This is a genomic window from Streptomyces sp. NPDC005533 (assembly GCF_042871845.1).
Taxonomy (GTDB): Bacteria; Actinomycetota; Actinomycetes; order Streptomycetales; family Streptomycetaceae; genus Streptomyces.
This window is the reverse complement of the sequence record NZ_JBIAJH010000019.1, coordinates 112,487-127,369: the sequence shown is the minus strand read 5'-3', so window position 1 is coordinate 127,369 and position 14,883 is coordinate 112,487. Positions and strand designations below refer to the sequence as shown.

General features: G+C 72.3%; 17 protein-coding genes. 10 read left to right on the top strand and 7 right to left on the bottom strand.

Annotation, left to right across the window (positions count from 1 at the left end; all coding sequences use genetic code 11):
* The first annotated feature begins 9 nt into the window (after positions 1–9).
* A complete protein-coding gene (locus tag ACFYP3_RS20770) occupies positions 10–1,221 on the top strand; it encodes a Cmx/CmrA family chloramphenicol efflux MFS transporter (protein ID WP_388834499.1) in 1,212 nt (403 codons plus the stop codon).
* A 25-nt stretch (positions 1,222–1,246) separates the two neighbouring features.
* On the opposite strand, the gene ACFYP3_RS20765 is transcribed toward ACFYP3_RS20770, so the two are convergent.
* Both ACFYP3_RS20765 and ACFYP3_RS20760 read right to left on the bottom strand, forming a co-directional pair.
* The gene (locus tag ACFYP3_RS20765) at positions 1,247–1,525 is read right to left on the bottom strand and encodes a DUF4031 domain-containing protein (protein ID WP_388834439.1); all 279 of its coding nucleotides are present in this window, start codon (positions 1,523–1,525) and stop codon (positions 1,247–1,249) included.
* A gap of 7 nt (positions 1,526–1,532) precedes the next feature.
* A complete protein-coding gene (locus tag ACFYP3_RS20760; RefSeq protein ID WP_388834437.1) occupies positions 1,533–1,907 on the bottom strand; it encodes a hypothetical protein in 375 nt (124 codons plus the stop codon).
* A gap of 175 nt (positions 1,908–2,082) precedes the next feature.
* Here ACFYP3_RS20760 and ACFYP3_RS20755 point away from each other — a divergent pair, with 175 nt between their 5' ends.
* The 4 genes from ACFYP3_RS20755 (at position 2,083) to ACFYP3_RS20740 (ending at position 6,301) form a co-directional block, all read left to right on the top strand.
* Entirely contained in the window at positions 2,083–2,979 is an 897-nt protein-coding gene (locus tag ACFYP3_RS20755) for a MurR/RpiR family transcriptional regulator (protein WP_388834435.1), read from the top strand.
* 97 nt (positions 2,980–3,076) lie between these two features.
* The gene (gene murQ, locus ACFYP3_RS20750; protein ID WP_388834432.1) at positions 3,077–4,000 is read left to right on the top strand and encodes an N-acetylmuramic acid 6-phosphate etherase; all 924 of its coding nucleotides are present in this window, start codon (positions 3,077–3,079) and stop codon (positions 3,998–4,000) included.
* Positions 4,001–4,070: 70 nt separating this feature from the next.
* Entirely contained in the window at positions 4,071–5,555 is a 1,485-nt protein-coding gene (locus ACFYP3_RS20745) for a PTS transporter subunit EIIC (protein ID WP_388834429.1), read from the top strand.
* 152 nt (positions 5,556–5,707) lie between these two features.
* Entirely contained in the window at positions 5,708–6,301 is a 594-nt protein-coding gene (locus ACFYP3_RS20740) for a GNAT family N-acetyltransferase (protein WP_388834426.1), read from the top strand.
* A gap of 4 nt (positions 6,302–6,305) precedes the next feature.
* On the opposite strand, the gene ACFYP3_RS20735 is transcribed toward ACFYP3_RS20740, so the two are convergent.
* Positions 6,306–7,727, bottom strand: a complete 1,422-nt coding sequence (locus ACFYP3_RS20735) for a hypothetical protein (protein ID WP_388834423.1) — start codon at positions 7,725–7,727, stop codon at positions 6,306–6,308.
* A 142-nt stretch (positions 7,728–7,869) separates the two neighbouring features.
* Here ACFYP3_RS20735 and ACFYP3_RS20730 point away from each other — a divergent pair, with 142 nt between their 5' ends.
* On the top strand, positions 7,870–8,073 hold the full coding sequence (locus tag ACFYP3_RS20730) for a hypothetical protein (RefSeq protein ID WP_388834420.1): 204 nt from the start codon (positions 7,870–7,872) through the stop codon (positions 8,071–8,073).
* Positions 8,074–8,106: 33 nt separating this feature from the next.
* Here the strand turns inward: ACFYP3_RS20730 and ACFYP3_RS20725 are convergent, their stop codons facing one another.
* Together ACFYP3_RS20725 and ACFYP3_RS20720 are read right to left on the bottom strand one after the other, a co-directional pair.
* Positions 8,107–8,766 (bottom strand): hypothetical protein, encoded by a 660-nt coding sequence (locus ACFYP3_RS20725; protein WP_388834417.1) that lies wholly within the window; start codon positions 8,764–8,766, stop codon positions 8,107–8,109.
* Positions 8,763–8,984 carry a hypothetical protein gene (locus ACFYP3_RS20720; protein ID WP_030718954.1) on the bottom strand — a complete coding sequence of 74 codons (222 nt, stop codon included), beginning with the start codon at positions 8,982–8,984 and terminating at the stop codon, positions 8,763–8,765. Before ACFYP3_RS20720 ends, ACFYP3_RS20725 begins: the two co-directional genes overlap by 4 nt.
* Before the next feature lie 114 nt (positions 8,985–9,098).
* Between ACFYP3_RS20720 and ACFYP3_RS20715 the strand changes: the two genes are divergently transcribed.
* Together ACFYP3_RS20715 and ACFYP3_RS20710 are read left to right on the top strand one after the other, a co-directional pair.
* Positions 9,099–9,935 (top strand): Scr1 family TA system antitoxin-like transcriptional regulator, encoded by an 837-nt coding sequence (locus tag ACFYP3_RS20715; RefSeq protein WP_388834414.1) that lies wholly within the window; start codon positions 9,099–9,101, stop codon positions 9,933–9,935.
* Positions 9,919–10,185, top strand: coding sequence for a DUF397 domain-containing protein (locus ACFYP3_RS20710; RefSeq protein ID WP_388834411.1), 267 nt, complete (start codon positions 9,919–9,921; stop codon positions 10,183–10,185). Before ACFYP3_RS20715 ends, ACFYP3_RS20710 begins: the two co-directional genes overlap by 17 nt.
* On the opposite strand, the gene ACFYP3_RS20705 is transcribed toward ACFYP3_RS20710, so the two are convergent.
* Positions 10,169–11,362 (bottom strand): S8 family serine peptidase, encoded by a 1,194-nt coding sequence (locus tag ACFYP3_RS20705; RefSeq protein ID WP_388834408.1) that lies wholly within the window; start codon positions 11,360–11,362, stop codon positions 10,169–10,171. The genes ACFYP3_RS20710 and ACFYP3_RS20705 overlap by 17 nt on opposite strands.
* Before the next feature lie 360 nt (positions 11,363–11,722).
* Between ACFYP3_RS20705 and ACFYP3_RS20700 the strand changes: the two genes are divergently transcribed.
* Entirely contained in the window at positions 11,723–12,064 is a 342-nt protein-coding gene (locus ACFYP3_RS20700) for a protease inhibitor I9 family protein (protein WP_388834405.1), read from the top strand.
* Between the two features lie 104 nt (positions 12,065–12,168).
* Positions 12,169–13,806, top strand: coding sequence for a serine/threonine-protein kinase (locus tag ACFYP3_RS20695; protein ID WP_388834402.1), 1,638 nt, complete (start codon positions 12,169–12,171; stop codon positions 13,804–13,806).
* Here the strand turns inward: ACFYP3_RS20695 and ACFYP3_RS20690 are convergent.
* Positions 13,803–14,618, bottom strand: a complete 816-nt coding sequence (locus tag ACFYP3_RS20690; RefSeq protein ID WP_388834400.1) for an ASCH domain-containing protein — start codon at positions 14,616–14,618, stop codon at positions 13,803–13,805. The two genes, ACFYP3_RS20695 and ACFYP3_RS20690, sit on opposite strands and share 4 nt — an antisense overlap.
* Between the last annotated feature and the right edge of the window lie 265 nt (positions 14,619–14,883).

The window sequence follows — 14,883 nt, the reverse complement described above, 5'->3', positions numbered from 1 at the left end:
CGCCCCCGCATGCCCGTCGCCGTCTACGTCCTCGGACTGTCCGTCTTCGCGCTCGGCACCAGCGAGTTCATGCTCTCCGGGCTGCTGCCGCCCATCGCCGAGGACATGGGCGTCACCATCCCGCAGGCGGGCCTGCTCATATCCGCCTTCGCGATCGGCATGGTCGTCGGCGCGCCGCTGCTGGCCGTCGCCACCCTGCGGCTACCGCGCCGCACCACCCTGATCGCCCTCATCAGCCTCTTCGGCCTCGGGCAGGTCGCGGGCGCGCTGGCCCCCACGTACGAGCTCCTCTTCGCCTCCCGCGTGGTCTCGGCGTTCGCCTGCGCCGGCTTCTGGGCCGTGGGCGCGGCCGTCGCCATCGCCATGGTCGACCGCGACCAGCGGGCCCGCGCGATGGCCGTCATGATCGGCGGGCTGTCGATCGCCAACGTCCTCGGCGTCCCCGCGGGCGCCTTCCTCGGTGAGCACCTGGGCTGGCGCTCCGCGTTCTGGTCGGTCGGCGCGGCCTCCGCGATCGCCCTCGCCGGCATCCTGGCGCTGATCCCGAAGATCCCGCTGCCCGCCGAGAAGCCCTCGCTCGGGCGCGAGCTGCGCATCTACCGCGACCGCCAGGTGTGGCTCTCCATCGCCGTCACGGCGCTCGCAGCGGGCGGCGTCTTCTGCGCCTTCAGCTACCTGTCGCCGTTGCTCACGGACGTGGCCGGGCTGGACTCCCGGTGGGTCCCGTGGATCCTCGCGCTCTTCGGCGTCGGCGCGCTGGCCGGCACCACCGTCGGCGGCCGGGTCGCCGACGCGCACCTGTTCGGCGTGATGATCTGGGGCATCACCGCCTCGACCGTCTTCCTCGGCGCGCTCGCCCTGCTGGCCTCGTTCCAGGTCGCGGTCGTGGCCCTCGCCTTCCTGATCGGCTTCTCGGCCTTCTTCACCGCCCCGGCGCTCAACGCCCGCATGTTCAACGTGGCCGGCGCCGCCCCGACCCTGGCCGGCGCCACCACCACGGCCGCCTTCAACCTCGGCAACACCGGCGGCCCCTGGCTCGGCGGCACCGTCATCGACGCGGGCCTCGGCTTCGCCGCCACCGCCTGGGCCGGCGGCGCGATGACGATCACCGCCATCGCCCTCGCCGTGGCCGCCCTCCGCCTGGACCGCCGCCGGAGCTCCCCCACCCGCGTCGTGGCCTCCTCGACCCCGGCCCCGGCGGGCACGCCCGAGAAGGTCTAGCGGGCCTGCGGCCGGGGCTCGGCGGCTACGGCCGCTGCTGCGCCGGGCGGCCCTTCGGGCGGCGCAGGCCGGCCTCGGTGAGCCGGCGGACGAGTTCCTTGCTGCCGATCTCCACGGCGCCCGCGCCGACCGCGTCCGCGTACCGGTACGAGGGCACGTCGTAGTGGTCCCGCTCGAAGGCCCGCGGCGGACAGCCGATGCCCGCCGCGAAGGCGTGCAGCTCCTCGTACGAGACGTCGCTGACCAGGTGGGACCACATGCGGCCGTGGCCCGGCCAGGTCGGCGGGTCGATGTAGACGGTCACGGGCGGCTCACCGGAGACCGAAGACGGGGCCCAGGCCTCCGACCGCGGCCACTCTCACGCCCGCCTCCGAGCACACCCAGTGCGGGTCGGGTCCCAGTTCCGGTTCCACGTCCAGCGCGTGCGGATCGCCGTGGGTGCAGACCGGGCACAGCGGCCAGCGGCCGTACTTCTCCAGCAGCGCGTCCTGCACGTCCTGGGCTACGAGTCCGGGGAGGTAGTCGACGCCCTCCGGCCACTGTTCCACCCACCACCGGCGGTGCGTGACCGAGTCCTCGACGAGGGAGACGACATCGGCGTCGGCGACCTCGCCGGCGGCGAGATCGGCGAGAACAAGTGCACGGGCGACGTGCAGCGCCTGTTCCAAGGGGGTCGCGTGGTCCATGGGCCCATTGTGGACCTGCGGAGGCCCGGTGACGAAGGCCGTCTTTCCGGGGGCCGCATGGCGTATTGACGCCCACCACCCCCGAAAATAGGTTTCAGGTGTGAGCGAGAACACGAAAGAAACTTCCCAGCCCGCGCCGGGGACCACACCGCGGGCACAGCCGCGGGCGCAGTCCGTGCCCGCCCCGGCACCCTCGGCCCTGCGGGCCCGAGTCCGGAGCCTCGCTCCGTCCATGACGCGCTCCGTGCAGGCCGTCGCCGAGGCCGTCGCCTCCGATCCCGCCGGGTGCGCACGCCTCACCGTCTCCGCTCTCGCCGCGCACACCGGCACCAGCGAGGCCACCGTCGTCCGCGCCGCCCGCCTCCTCGGCTACCCCGGCTACCGCGACCTGCGCCTCGCGCTGGCCGCCCTCGCCGCCCAGCAGGAGTCCGGCGCCGCCCCCGCCGTCACCGTCGACATAGCCGTCGACGATCCGCTCGCCGACGTCGTCGCGAAGCTGGCCCACGAGGAGGCGCAGACCCTCACCGACACCGCCGCCGGACTCGACCTGACCCAGCTGGCCGCCGCCGTCACCGCCCTCGCCACCGCCCGCCGCATCGACGTCTACGGCGTCGGCGCCTCCGCCCTCGTCGGCCAGGACCTCGCCCAGAAGCTGCTGCGCATCGGGCTCGTCGCGCACGCCCACGGCGACCCCCACCTGGCCGTCACGGGTGCCGTCCAGCTGGGCCCCGGCGACGTCGCCGTCGCGATCACCCACTCCGGCTCCACGGGCGACGTGATCGAGCCGCTGCGCGTCGCCTTCGAGCGCGGCGCCACCACCCTCGCCCTCACGGGCCGCCCGAACGCCCCCGTCGCCCGCTACGCCGACCTCGTACTGGCCACCTCCGCCGCCCGCGAGACCCGACTGCGCCCGGCCGCCATGTCCAGCCGGACCAGCCAGCTGCTCGTCGTCGACTGCCTCTTCGTCGGCGTCGCCCAGCGCACGTACGAAACCGCCGCCCCCGCCCTCGCCGCCTCCTACGAAGCCCTGGCCCACCGCCACACCGCCCGATCGAGCCCCTCCGGAGCGTGAGGCGCGGGGTCGGGGCGCAGCCCCACGGGGCAGGGGCGGAGCCCCGATCCCGAAGCCCGGCCCGCACTCCGGCACCGACCACCAGGGAGCCCCACCCGTGACCGCACACGCAGACCTCCGCGCCCAGCTGGACACCCTCACCACCGAGGCCTTCCGCCAGGACCTCGCCGAGATCGACCGGCTGTCCACCCTCGACATCGCCCGCACCATGAACGCCGAGGACGCCACCGTGCCGGCCGCCGTCGCCGCGCAGCTGCCGCACATCGCCGCCGCGATCGACGCGATCGCCGTACGGATGGCCCGCGGCGGCCGCCTCGTCTACGCGGGCGCCGGCACGGCCGGCCGGATGGGCGTCCTGGACGCCAGCGAGTGCCCGCCCACCTTCAACACCGACCCCGCCGACGTCGTCGGCCTCATCGCGGGCGGCCCCCGCGCCATGGTCAAGTCCGTCGAGGGCGCCGAGGACTCGCCGGAGCTGGCCGCCGCGGACCTCACCGCGCTGGGGATCGGCCCGGACGACACCGTCGTCGGCATCTCCGCCTCCGGCCGCACCCCGTACGCGATCGGCGCCGTCGCCTTCGCCCGTACGCGCGGCGCGCTCACCGTCGGGCTCTCCTGCAACGCGGGCTCCGCCCTCGCCGCGGCCGCCGAGCACGGCATCGAGGTCGTCGTCGGGCCCGAACTCCTCACCGGCTCCACCCGCCTGAAGGCGGGTACGGCCCAGAAGCTGGTCCTCAACCTCATCTCGACGATCACCATGATCCGGCTGGGCAAGACCTACGGGAACCTGATGGTCGACATGCGCTCCTCGAACGAGAAGCTGCGCGCCCGTGCCCGCCGCATCGTGGCGCTGGCCACCGGCGCACCCGACGCCGAGATCGAGGCGGCGCTCGCCGCCACCGACGGCGAGGTCAAGAATGCCGTTCTCGTGATCCTCGGCGGCGTCGACGGCCCGAAGGCCGCCGAACTGCTCGCCGCCTCGCACGGCCACCTCCGCGCGGCCCTCGCCGAAGCCCGCTGACGAGCCCCCGGCCGAAGCCCGCACCCCCGAGCCCGCATCCCCTCACCACCCGACGCAAGGCGACCACCACATGTCCACTGACAAGAACCGCGCCACAGCCGCCGCGATCCTTCCTCTGGTCGGCGGCCCGGACAACGTCACCTCCATCGCGCACTGCATGACCCGGCTGCGCATCACCCTGCGCGACCGTTCCCTGGTCCAGGACGAGGCCCTGCGGGCCCTCCCCGCCGTCCTCGGCGTGGTCGAGGACGACACGTACCAGATCGTGCTGGGGCCGGGCGCCGTCGCCCGCGTCACCCCGGAGTTCGAGGCACTGGTCGAGGAGGGCCGCGCGGCGGCGACCGCCTCGCCCACCCCGCACGCCGTCACCGCGGAGGACCTGCGGGCCCGGGGCGCGGCGCTGAAGGAGGCCCGGACGGCCCGCAACGCCACCCCCTTCAAGCTCCTCCTGCGCCGGATCGCGAACATCTTCGTCCCGCTGATCCCGGCGCTGATCGGCTGCGGCGTCATCGCGGGCCTGAACGGCCTGCTGACGAACCTGGGCCTGCTGCCGGCCGTCGTCCCGGCCTTGGCCGCGATCGCGTCCGGCTTCATGTCGCTCATCGCCGTGTTCGTCGGCCACAACACGGCCAAGGAGTTCGGCGGCACGCCGATCCTGGGCGGGGCGGTCGCCGCGATCATCGTCTTCCCGGGCGTCGCCAAGATCGACGCCTTCGGCCAGCAGCTCTCCCCCGGACAAGGCGGCGTCCTCGGCGCGCTCGCCGCGGCCCTGCTCGCCGTGTACGTGGAGAAGTGGTGCCGCAGGTGGGTCCCCGAGGCCCTGGACGTCCTGGTCACCCCGACCCTCACGGTCCTGATCGCGGGTCTGGTCACCCTCTTCGGCCTGATGTTCCTCGCCGGCGCGGCCTCGGCGGCCATCGGCACCTTCGCCGACCGGCTGCTCGCGACCGGCGGCGCCTTCGCGGGCCTGGTCCTCGGCGGCCTCTTCCTGCCCCTCGTGATGCTGGGCCTGCACCAGGCCCTGATCCCCATCCACACCACGCTCATCGAACAGTCCGGCTACACCGTCCTACTGCCCATCCTCGCCATGGCGGGCGCGGGCCAGGTCGGCGCGGCCATCGCCGTCTACTACCGGCTCCCGCGCAACCGGTCGCTGCGCACCACCATCAAGTCCGCCCTCCCGGCCGGCTTCCTCGGCGTGGGCGAGCCGCTCATCTACGGCGTCTCCCTCCCCCTCGGCCGCCCCTTCGTCACCGCCTGCGTCGGCGGCGCGGCCGGCGGCGCCTTCGTCGGCCTGTTCAACCAGCTCGGTGTTGCCTTCGGCTCCACCGCCATCGGCCCCTCGGGCTGGGCCCTGTTCCCCCTGCTGGACGGCAGGTCGAGCCCCGGCCTCACCATCGCCGTCTACGCGGGCGGCCTCGCCGTCGGCTACCTCGTCGGCTTCGCCGCCACCTACTTCTTCGGTTTCACCCGCCAGATGCTGACCGACCTCAACACCGACCCGGACGCGACCGCCGGAACCGCCGAGCCCTCCAGGGAACCCGCCCTGACCTGACGCCCGCCCCTGCCGTGAGCGCGCCGGCACCCGTGCCCCGGTGGCGGGACGGGTGCCCTGTCCTGACCGACCAGCGGGTCGCCTGCGTCAGCCGTGAAAGCCGGGGCCGCCGCCCCCGCCGCTGGAGCCCGCGCGTGCGCGAGGATGCGTCCATGATCGACTCGATACCCCCCGTGGTCCCGCCCGGCCGCATGCGCGCACTCCGCCAGCCGGAGTTCGACCTCCCCCACGGCATGCGCCTGCGCCCCTGGGCCGCCCCGCGAGACGCCCCCGCACTCGTCGACTGCTTCCTCGACCCCGACATCCGCCACTGGAACCGCCCGAGCCGCCTCGACCTCCCCGGGGCCGAAGAACGGATCACCCGCTTCCACGAGCGCTGGCAGGCCGAAGAGGCCGCCATCTGGGCCATCGCCCCCGCCACCGGCGGCCCCGCCCTCGGCCTGATCGGACTCGCCGACCTCGACCTCCCCGGCGGCAGCGGCGAGATCCTCTACTGGCTGCTGCCCGCCGGCCGCGGCACCGGCGTCATGGTCCCGGCCACGACCCACGTCACCCGCTGGGCCTTCGACGACCTCGGCCTGCACCGCGTCCGCATCACCCACTCCGTGGCCAACCCGGCCTCCTGCGCCGTCGCGACGAAGGCCGGCTTCCCCCTCGAAGGCACCATGCGCGGCGCCCTCCTGCACGCGGACGGCTGGCACGACGAGCACCTGCACGCCCGCCTGCGCACCGACTACCCGGGTTAGCCGTTCACTTGGGCGTGGGCGAGGGCGGGGGCGGGCTCGCGTCCTTCTCGGTGGCACGCGCCTCCTCCAGGAGCTCCCGGTAAGGCGTCTGCGCCGTAGCGCCCCGCACCGGCGAGAGGCCGTACCGCTCGGAGGCCTCCTGGTTCTGCAAGGGCAGGGTGGGGTCGAAGGAAAGCCGTTCACCCGGGGGTGACACGTACGCATCGACACGCGGCCAGTCGCCACTGTCGACCCTCCACACGGTGATGCGCTGTTGCCCTCGGGTCACGTTCAACATTTCACTGCTGTTCGAAATTTTGGTCGAATACCTCGATTTCGCACCGGGCGGATCACCCTCCTCGCAATCCACCCCGCCAGTCCACTTCTCCAGGTTGGCAAGCTTGAAGTCCGTGGCCATCGTCATTCTGTCTTTCCTGATCACGTACACCTCGGTCTGCGCCCTGATCGCTTCGTAACGGCGCTTCTCGGGATTCTTGATCTCCACCACCACGTCCTGTGCGACTTCTTCCCCAGGATTCAACACGTGGCCCACCGGAGTGACGAACTCGCCGTCGTAGATCAATTCGTAGTCGGTGGTCTTCACCGCGGGGGGACCGCTCGCAGGCCCGCCATGGATCCAGTAGATGCTGCCGAGGATGTAGACGGGCACCTCCCCGGCGTTCTTCACGTACAGATGGGCCGTCACGTACAGGGACGCCCCGGCCTTCATCTGGTTCGACTCCCCGAACTCCGCCCCGCTCTGGATCAGCGGGGTCGTCACATAGGGAACGTAGACCTGCGAGTACGCCAGGTTGGCGACGGCGAGAAGGGCGGAGGCGATCGCCCCGATCGCGATTTTCCTGGGGATGCTGAGACCCCTCCAGGCCCGGCATTTGGCCAGTTCGACCAGGGCCACCGAGGACCAGACGAGGAGGCCCATCGCGATCACGGTGTAGCCGGTGAAACGCTCGCCTATCTGCAGCAGGAAGAAGGAAACGCTACAGAGGAGGGTGATGAGCACTCCGATCAGGACGACCACCCCCGAGTAACTCCACAGCCGCAGTTCCCAGAAGTCGACGGCGGCCACGGCGGCGAGCACCTCCACCAAGGCCACGACCAGAATGGTGAATCCGGCGATGCGCCCGCCGTAGGTCAGGGCGTCACCACTGTCCTCTATGCCGATCCGGAAGAGCAGACATGCGGTCACGAGGAGGCCGAAAACCACGCAGACGCCGGTGGTTCGCCGGATCCACGCCTGGTCCGGCCAGTAATCGCGGTCCTCGCCGACGAACCGGACATGCGGTCCGTCCTCCACACCTTCACGTGTGAGGAGTCTCTGGTACTGCTCCTCGGACCAGACCCTGCCCACCGACCTGCCGTCGATCAGGACCTTCCGCAAACCGAGGTCATCCGGCGCTCCCACGGTCACGATGCGCGTGTTCGCCATGACACCAGCCTGACGCTTGTCCACGGCGGGCGCTTCCGGAGCGCGCCCCGCACGGGGGCCCGCACGTCAGGGTGCGCCGGGCGCGGCGCAGGGGGAAGCTGGTGTTGAGGTGTTGGCGTCCCTCGTCCCCACAGGAGTTCTCATGCGAGCACGACTTCTCGGCGTCACCGCCGCCCTCGCACTGGCCGTTCTCGGCGCCACCGTCCCCGTCGCACAGGCCGCCGTACCGGCCGTCACCGGGCCGGTGTGCGTGGACGGAAGCGGAACGGTGGAGTACGACTCCACCGCCGGCCAGTGGATCTGTCTAGGCGGCGCGTACGACGGCGAACTCATCACCAAGACCTGAGCGGCGGCCGCACGCGCGCTTGCGGCAACCGGCTCAGCCGGCGGCGGTGCGCAGGAACCGCACCAGGTCATCGGTGCCGTAGCCGAGCTTCGGGCCGCGCTCCGCGGCCATCAGCAGCAGCTGGCCCACGATCTCCGCGCCCCAGCCGTCCGCACCGTCCTGCGACCATTCCCAGAGCTTCTCGATGCCGAGGTCGGACATGAGCAGCCCGTGCTCCGCCCGGACCTCCCGGCAGGTCTCGGCCACGGCGTCCAGCAGCCGCGCGCCCGGCCGCTCGCAGCGGAGCCCGAAGTACCCGCCGACGTCCTCGACGGCGCACCCCTGCGGCGGCCCCGCCTTGAGGCCCTCGTAGCGCGGATCGTCGAACCCCGCATGCTCCCCGAGCGGGCAGTGGATCAACGTGAACCGCTGCCTGTCCGGCGACGGAGGCGGCAGCGGCCGCGTCGCCGTCAGCCCGAAGGCCTCGTGCACCAGCGCCCTCGCCTCGTCCGCCGATTCCGCCGACCGCCTCTCCCGCCGGTCCCCGTCATCGCCGACCGCGGTCCACACCCCGCTGCCCTCATCGCACCGCACGCGCACGGAAAGTCCCGTACCCGCACGCTTCCACCCGCCGGGGACGACCACGGACTCCAAGCCGCGCAGCCTCCAGCCCAGTTCGAAGGCGAACTGGGCGGCATCGACCGCCTCGCTCACTCGCCCGCCGCCCGCTCGTGCAGTACGGCTGCCAGCCGGAGGGCGGTGTCCAGGTTGCAGCGGCCGAGATCCACGAGCGGCAGCCCGTACGAGCCCGCCGCCGAGACCCGCTCCACGTCGAGCGAGGGGAACAGCACTCCGACCCCGGCCAGGGACTCCTTGAGCTGCCGCACCGCCTCCTCCGCCGCCTGCATGCGCTCCTGGGGAGTGAGCACCATGACATGTCACCTTTCTACTCTGAGTGTTCGCCTTCGACACACAGAGTGGCGACGGGCTCGCTAGCCTTCAAGGAAGCACCGAGAACAACCCCACCTGTTGGCCCGGGAGTTGCCATGGCAGGCAAAAACCTCGACCCTTCCTCCTCACCCCGCGCCCTGCTCGGCGCCGAGCTGCGCGTGGCACGCGAACGAGCCGGGCTGAGCCAGGCCGAGTTGGGCGAACCGCTCTTCGTCAGCGGCTCGTTCATCGGCCAACTCGAAGCCGGCACGCGCCGCATGCACATCGAATTCGCGCGTCAGATAGACGACATCCTCGACACGAACGGCTTCTTCGTCCGCAACTGCGGGGCGGCGGCCAAGTCCAAGTACCCGGACCATTTCGCAGCGGCGGCCGAAGCGGAGGCTCTGGCGACGGCCATCCGGGAGTACGCGCCGCAGCTGATCCCGGGACTGCTGCAGACGGAGGCGTACGCGCGGGAGGTGTTCCGCGCGTACCAGCCGACGGCCACGGAAGAAGCCATCGATGAGCTGGTGGCGAACCGACTGGCGCGAGCCGCCCTGCTCAACGATCCAACAAAACCGCTGTTTTGGTGTGTTCTTGATGAGGCGGTCCTCCGACGTAGGGGGGACGACAAGGCAGTGATGGCCGAAGCGCTGCGGCACATCGCCACACTGATCCGGTCCCACCGGATCATCGTGCAGGTGCTGCCCTTCAGCGCGGGTCCCCATGCAGCCATGGAGGGATCCCTCAAGCTGATGTCCTTCGAGGACGCGCCCCCGCTCGCCTACGTCCAAGGCATGGGGACGGGGCAGCTGTTCGACGATCCGGCCACGGTCACGCAACACACCCTGGCCTACGATCTCCTCACGGCCAACGCGCTGTCACCGCGCAAGTCCCTGGCCCTGATCGAGTCGGTGGCGGAGGAATACGAAGATGACCAGCACGCCTGAGTACGACTTGTCGACTGCCACATGGCACAAGTCCAGCTACAGCGGCGGCAGCGGCGGCGACTGCCTGGAGATGGCCACCTGGCGGAAGCCCACCCGCAGCGGGGGCGACGGCGGCAACTGCCTCGAAGTCGCCGACGGCCACCCCGGCCTCGTCCCCGTACGGGACTCCAAGCAGCCCGACGGCCCGCACGTGGTGTTCCACGCGCAGGCCTGGGACCGGTTCGTGGGGTCGCTCAGAGACCGTTGGTGAACAGCAGCTTGTTGGGCGAGCCCTGGGTGATGCCGGACAGGACGTCCTTGGTGGACTCTTCCTCGATGAACTCGAAGATCTCCGCAGGCGCTGCCGAGGGGTGCTTGGCCTTGTAGAGGGCGGCGACTCCGGAGACGTGCGGGGCGGCCATGGAGGTGCCGTCCAGGGCGACGGAGCCGCCGCCGAGCTTCGCGGAGACGATGGCCTCGCCGGGGGCGTAGACGGTGGTGCACGGGCCGTAGTTGGAGAAGGAGGTCTTCTCGTCGTACCGGTTGGACGCCGCCACCGTCAGCACCTTGCTCGCGGAAGCCGGGGAGACGTTGCAGGCGTTCTTCGCGGAGTTGCCCGCCGCGACCACCGGCAGGACGCCCGCATCGGTCACGGCGTCGGCGGCGTTGTTCACGGCATCCGACTTGTCCCCGCCCAGGGAGGCGTTCAGGACAGCGGGCTGCTGGGCGTTCTTGGCCACCCAGTCCAGCCCGGCGATGATCCCCGACCACGTGCCCTTGCCGTCGCAGCCGAGGACGCGGACGCTGACCAGGTTCGCCTTGCGCGCCACCCCGTACGTCTTGCCCGCGGCCGTGCCCGCGACGTGCGTGCCGTGACCGTTGCAGTCGCCGCCGCCCAGGCCGTCGTTGACGGCGTCGAAGCCGAAGGTGGCGCGCGTGGCGTCGGGACCGCCGAACTCGGTGTGCTGGTAGTCGATGCCGGTGTCGAGGACGTACACGTTCACCCCGGCGCCGTTCCCGTCGGTGGTGAAGTCGTTGTCCAGGGGCAGCACCTTCTGGTCGATGCGGTCCAGCCCCCACGAGTTCGCCGGGGCCCGCATTCCCTCCGAAGAGCTCCTGACCGGCGCGGACTGCACGGAGGCGTCCTCCTCGACCGACTTCACCCCCAGGGCGTTGCGGACGAGCGTCAGCTCCGGCGACGTCAGCGGGACCGCGAAGCCGCTGATCGCCGACGTGTAGACGAAGGACGGCTTCAGACCCAGCCGCTTCGCGACCTCCGCCGCGTCCTGGCCCTTCTCCAGGGTCACGATGTACTTGCCGGGCACCGGATGGGCGGCTTTGACCAGCGGGGCCGGGGTCGGCTCCGGGGCCGCGGCGGAGGCCGTGCCGGCCGCGACCGGGGTGACGGTGAGGAGGGTGGCGGTGGCCAGACGTGCGAGCAGGCGCATGGAAAGGACTCCCTGACGGGGTGGAAGACACACATGGGTGAGCCGCCTCACGGCACCGGGTGCTCGTGCGGGGCGGCCTCAGCTCCATCGGTGCCACCTCTCCACGGGTTGAACCACCCCCTCACCTGGTTGCCCGCCCGGCGCCCGCGTCGGACGGGCGGTCGCCCGGCCGCGCAGAAGGGGTTGTGCCACTGCGCCCTCCCGGCCCCGCCCCGGCCCGCGCGCCCCACACCACCGCAGCAAGATCACCCGTACGGTCCGCCCCCACACCGGGGAGCGCACGGCCGGTGCGCCACCCATGCCCCCGCCTCACCCATGCACCTCGTTGACCTGCACCGCAGCGCGTGATGGCCTCGCCCCATGCGCAACCGCCTCAGTCGAGCCCTGCCGGTGGCCGTAGCCGTCCTGGCCGCCGTCACCGTCGCCCTGCCCGTGTCCGCGGCCGCCGCCGCCGTGTCCGCGCCCGTGTCCCACGCAGCCCCCGCCGACCACGCCACGTACATCGTCACCGTGCACCCGGGCCTCGACCCGGCCGCCGTCGCGGACGCCTACGGGATCACCCCGCTGCACGTCTACCGCAGCACGCTCAACGGCTTCGCCGCCCGCCTCTCTCCCGAGCAGGTCGAGGACCTGAGGGCGACCGCGGTCGTGGAGTCCATCGAGAAGGACGGCGGCGCGACCTCGTTCGGCTCCGGCATCTGACCTCGCCGGGCTCCCCCGGCACCCCCCGGCCTTTACGCGCCGCTTAAAGTGAGGCGGATCAACTCATCGGTTGATCGGGGGGGTCCGGGGGATCGGGGAGGCCGATGAACAGCGCGACCGAGGTGTTCGAGCCGCTGCACGCGGAGGATCCGCGGACCGTGGCCGGGTACCGCCTCGCGGCGCGGCTCGGCGCTGGCGGCATGGGCCGCGTCTACCTTTCGCACACCCCGGGCGGCCGCCCGGTGGCGATCAAGATGGTGCGGCCGGAGCTGGCCGAAGACCCGGCGTTCCGGCGGCGGTTCCGCCGCGAGGTGGTGGCCGCCCGACGCGTCCGGGGGGCGTACACCGCCGAGGTGATCGACGCCGACGCCGACGCGGTGCCGCCGTGGCTGGCGACCCTCTACGTACCCGGGCCCTCGCTGTCAGAGGCCGTCGCCCAACGCGGTGCGCTGCCCGTGCCCGCGGTGCTGTGGCTGATGGCGGGCGTGGCCGAGGCCCTGCAGGCCATCCACGCCGAGGGCATCGTGCACCGCGACCTCAAGCCGTCGAACGTGCTGCTGGCCTCCGACGGGCCCCGCGTCATCGACTTCGGCATATCGACGGCGTCCGACACCACCGCGCCCACGGCCACCGGCAGCACCATCGGCACGCCCCAGTACATGGCCCCCGAACAGGCGTTGGCGGGCGAGACCACCGCCGCCACCGACGTCTTCGCGCTCGGGCAGACGGCGGCGTTCGCGGCACTGGGCGAGCCCCTCTACGGCACCGGCCCCTCCATGACCGTGCTGTTCCGGATCGTGCACTCCGCCCCCGACCTGTCCCGGCTGCCGGAGGAACTGCAGCCGCTGCTCGCCCGGTGCCTGGCCGCCGACCCGGAGGACCGGGCCACCCCGACGGAGATCGTGGAGTGGTGCCGCAAGCAGCTCGGCGAGGACGCCGACGACACGAGCGGCGGCGGCCCGGCGATCTGGCGGGAGGTGCTGGGGCCGGAGGTGGTGGTCCCCGACCCGGCCCCGACCCCGGCCGCCCCCGGCCCGCACCCCACGTCGGCGCACGTGACGCCGTTCGCGTGGGGGCCGAAGCCGGTCACCCCGGAGGAACGGCGCAAGCGCGGCCGCCGCGCAGCGGTGATCATCACCACGCTGTCGGTGATCGGAACGCTCATGGTGGGCGGCCTGGTCTGGCTCTTCGTGGACGCCGCACAGAAGGTACGCCGGGACGAGGCGGCCAGGGCCGCCGCGTCCAAGTCACCCGGCCCGGCGGCGTCGGGCGCGTCCGGCGCGCCCACCGGCGGCAAGGCGGCCGCCGGTTCCGCCTCGGGCGCGCCCAAGTCCCCCGAGCCGTCCAAGCCGCCCACGCCCGTCCCCTACCCGGGGGTGCGCCTGGGCGAGGAGAACTCGATCGACATCAAGGAACCGGTCGAGCGCAAGGACGGCGACCGCGCCGGGGACATCCGTCTGGAATGCGACCGCCTGGACTGCGACCTGACGAGCGACACCAGCGTGATGACCACGATGTACGGCAAGGCGGGTTCCGCGAACTACGACACGTGCCGCCGCTACGGAGAGGTCGCCAAGCCCCACGCGATCCCGCTCGCCGCGGTCGCCGCCGGCACCGAGATCTGCGTCAGGCGCTCCACGGGGGAGGTCGCGATGTTCGTGGTGCAGATCGAGTCGAACACGCGGCTGGCGGGCCTGCCCAGCTGGCTCACCATGGACATGACGGTCTGGCGCACCCCCTAGCGCGTGCTCGTCGTCACCTGGCGGTCGTCGATCCGGAAGGTGACGACGTCGACCTCGTCGGTTCCCGCCAGCTCCGGGTAGTGGCCCTTGAGGACGTCCCGGAGTTCGGCTGCGGTCGTCAGCCCTTCGGCTCGGGCGTCCCCGTCGGTGAGGTCGGCGACCGGGCAGTGCCTGACGCCGGTCACCTCTGCCGACAGGACGACCTCGGGGTCGCTCGCGAACACCAGCCGGGCCGGGCCGGGCCGCGCCGGGTCCCGGAAGCGGGTGGTCCTGGTCTTGGCGCCGGAGCGGACGGCTTCGAGGTAGCGGGGGTGGAACCGGATGATCGGGGGACCGGCCGTCTCGGGGTCCTGGTAGAGCAACGGGTCGAGACCGTTCATGCCCGCCTCCGGGGTCCACCGCTGAGCCAGCGGCATCAGGTCGGCGGCGAGCACGGACCTGAGCCCCTCGGGGGTGGGCACGATGACGCGCATGGTGGGGTAGTAGTCCACGAAGACCTGCCGATCGCGTCCGCACGGGCCGAGGACCCCGCGCCCGTGGTTTCCCACGGCGACGATGCAGCGCATCTGGCGGGCGCCTCGGGCTCGCGCGGCGCCCAGGGCCACGAGTTCGGCGCAGGGGCCGCCGGTGAAGTGGTAGAGGTTCACGCCGGGGAACATCCGGTAGTCGGCGGCCATGACCGCGGCGCCCACCGTGTGGACCCCGTCTTCGTCGGGGTCGGCGTCGGTGTGCGCGTCGATGGTGCGGCGGGCCAGGGCCACGAGCTCGCGCTCGTCATCATCGAGGGCTCGTGCGGATGGTGGGACGTACACCTTCTCGACCTTCCCTTCCTTCGGTCGCCCAAGATCATTCCACGCCCCACCAGCGCCCTCCAGCGAGTTTCGGCCTGCCGACGGGGCTGAGCTGTGCGGCGCGGCTGGACGGTGCGGCTCAAAGCCCGGGGCTCCGCCCCGCACCCCGCGCCTCAATCGCCGGCGGGGCTGAATTTGCGCGGCCGGGCTGGATGGTGCGTCGGCGCTGGATGGCAGCCGGGTCGGGTGGGGTGGGGGTGGGTGTGTGTCGGGGTGATCCCCGCAG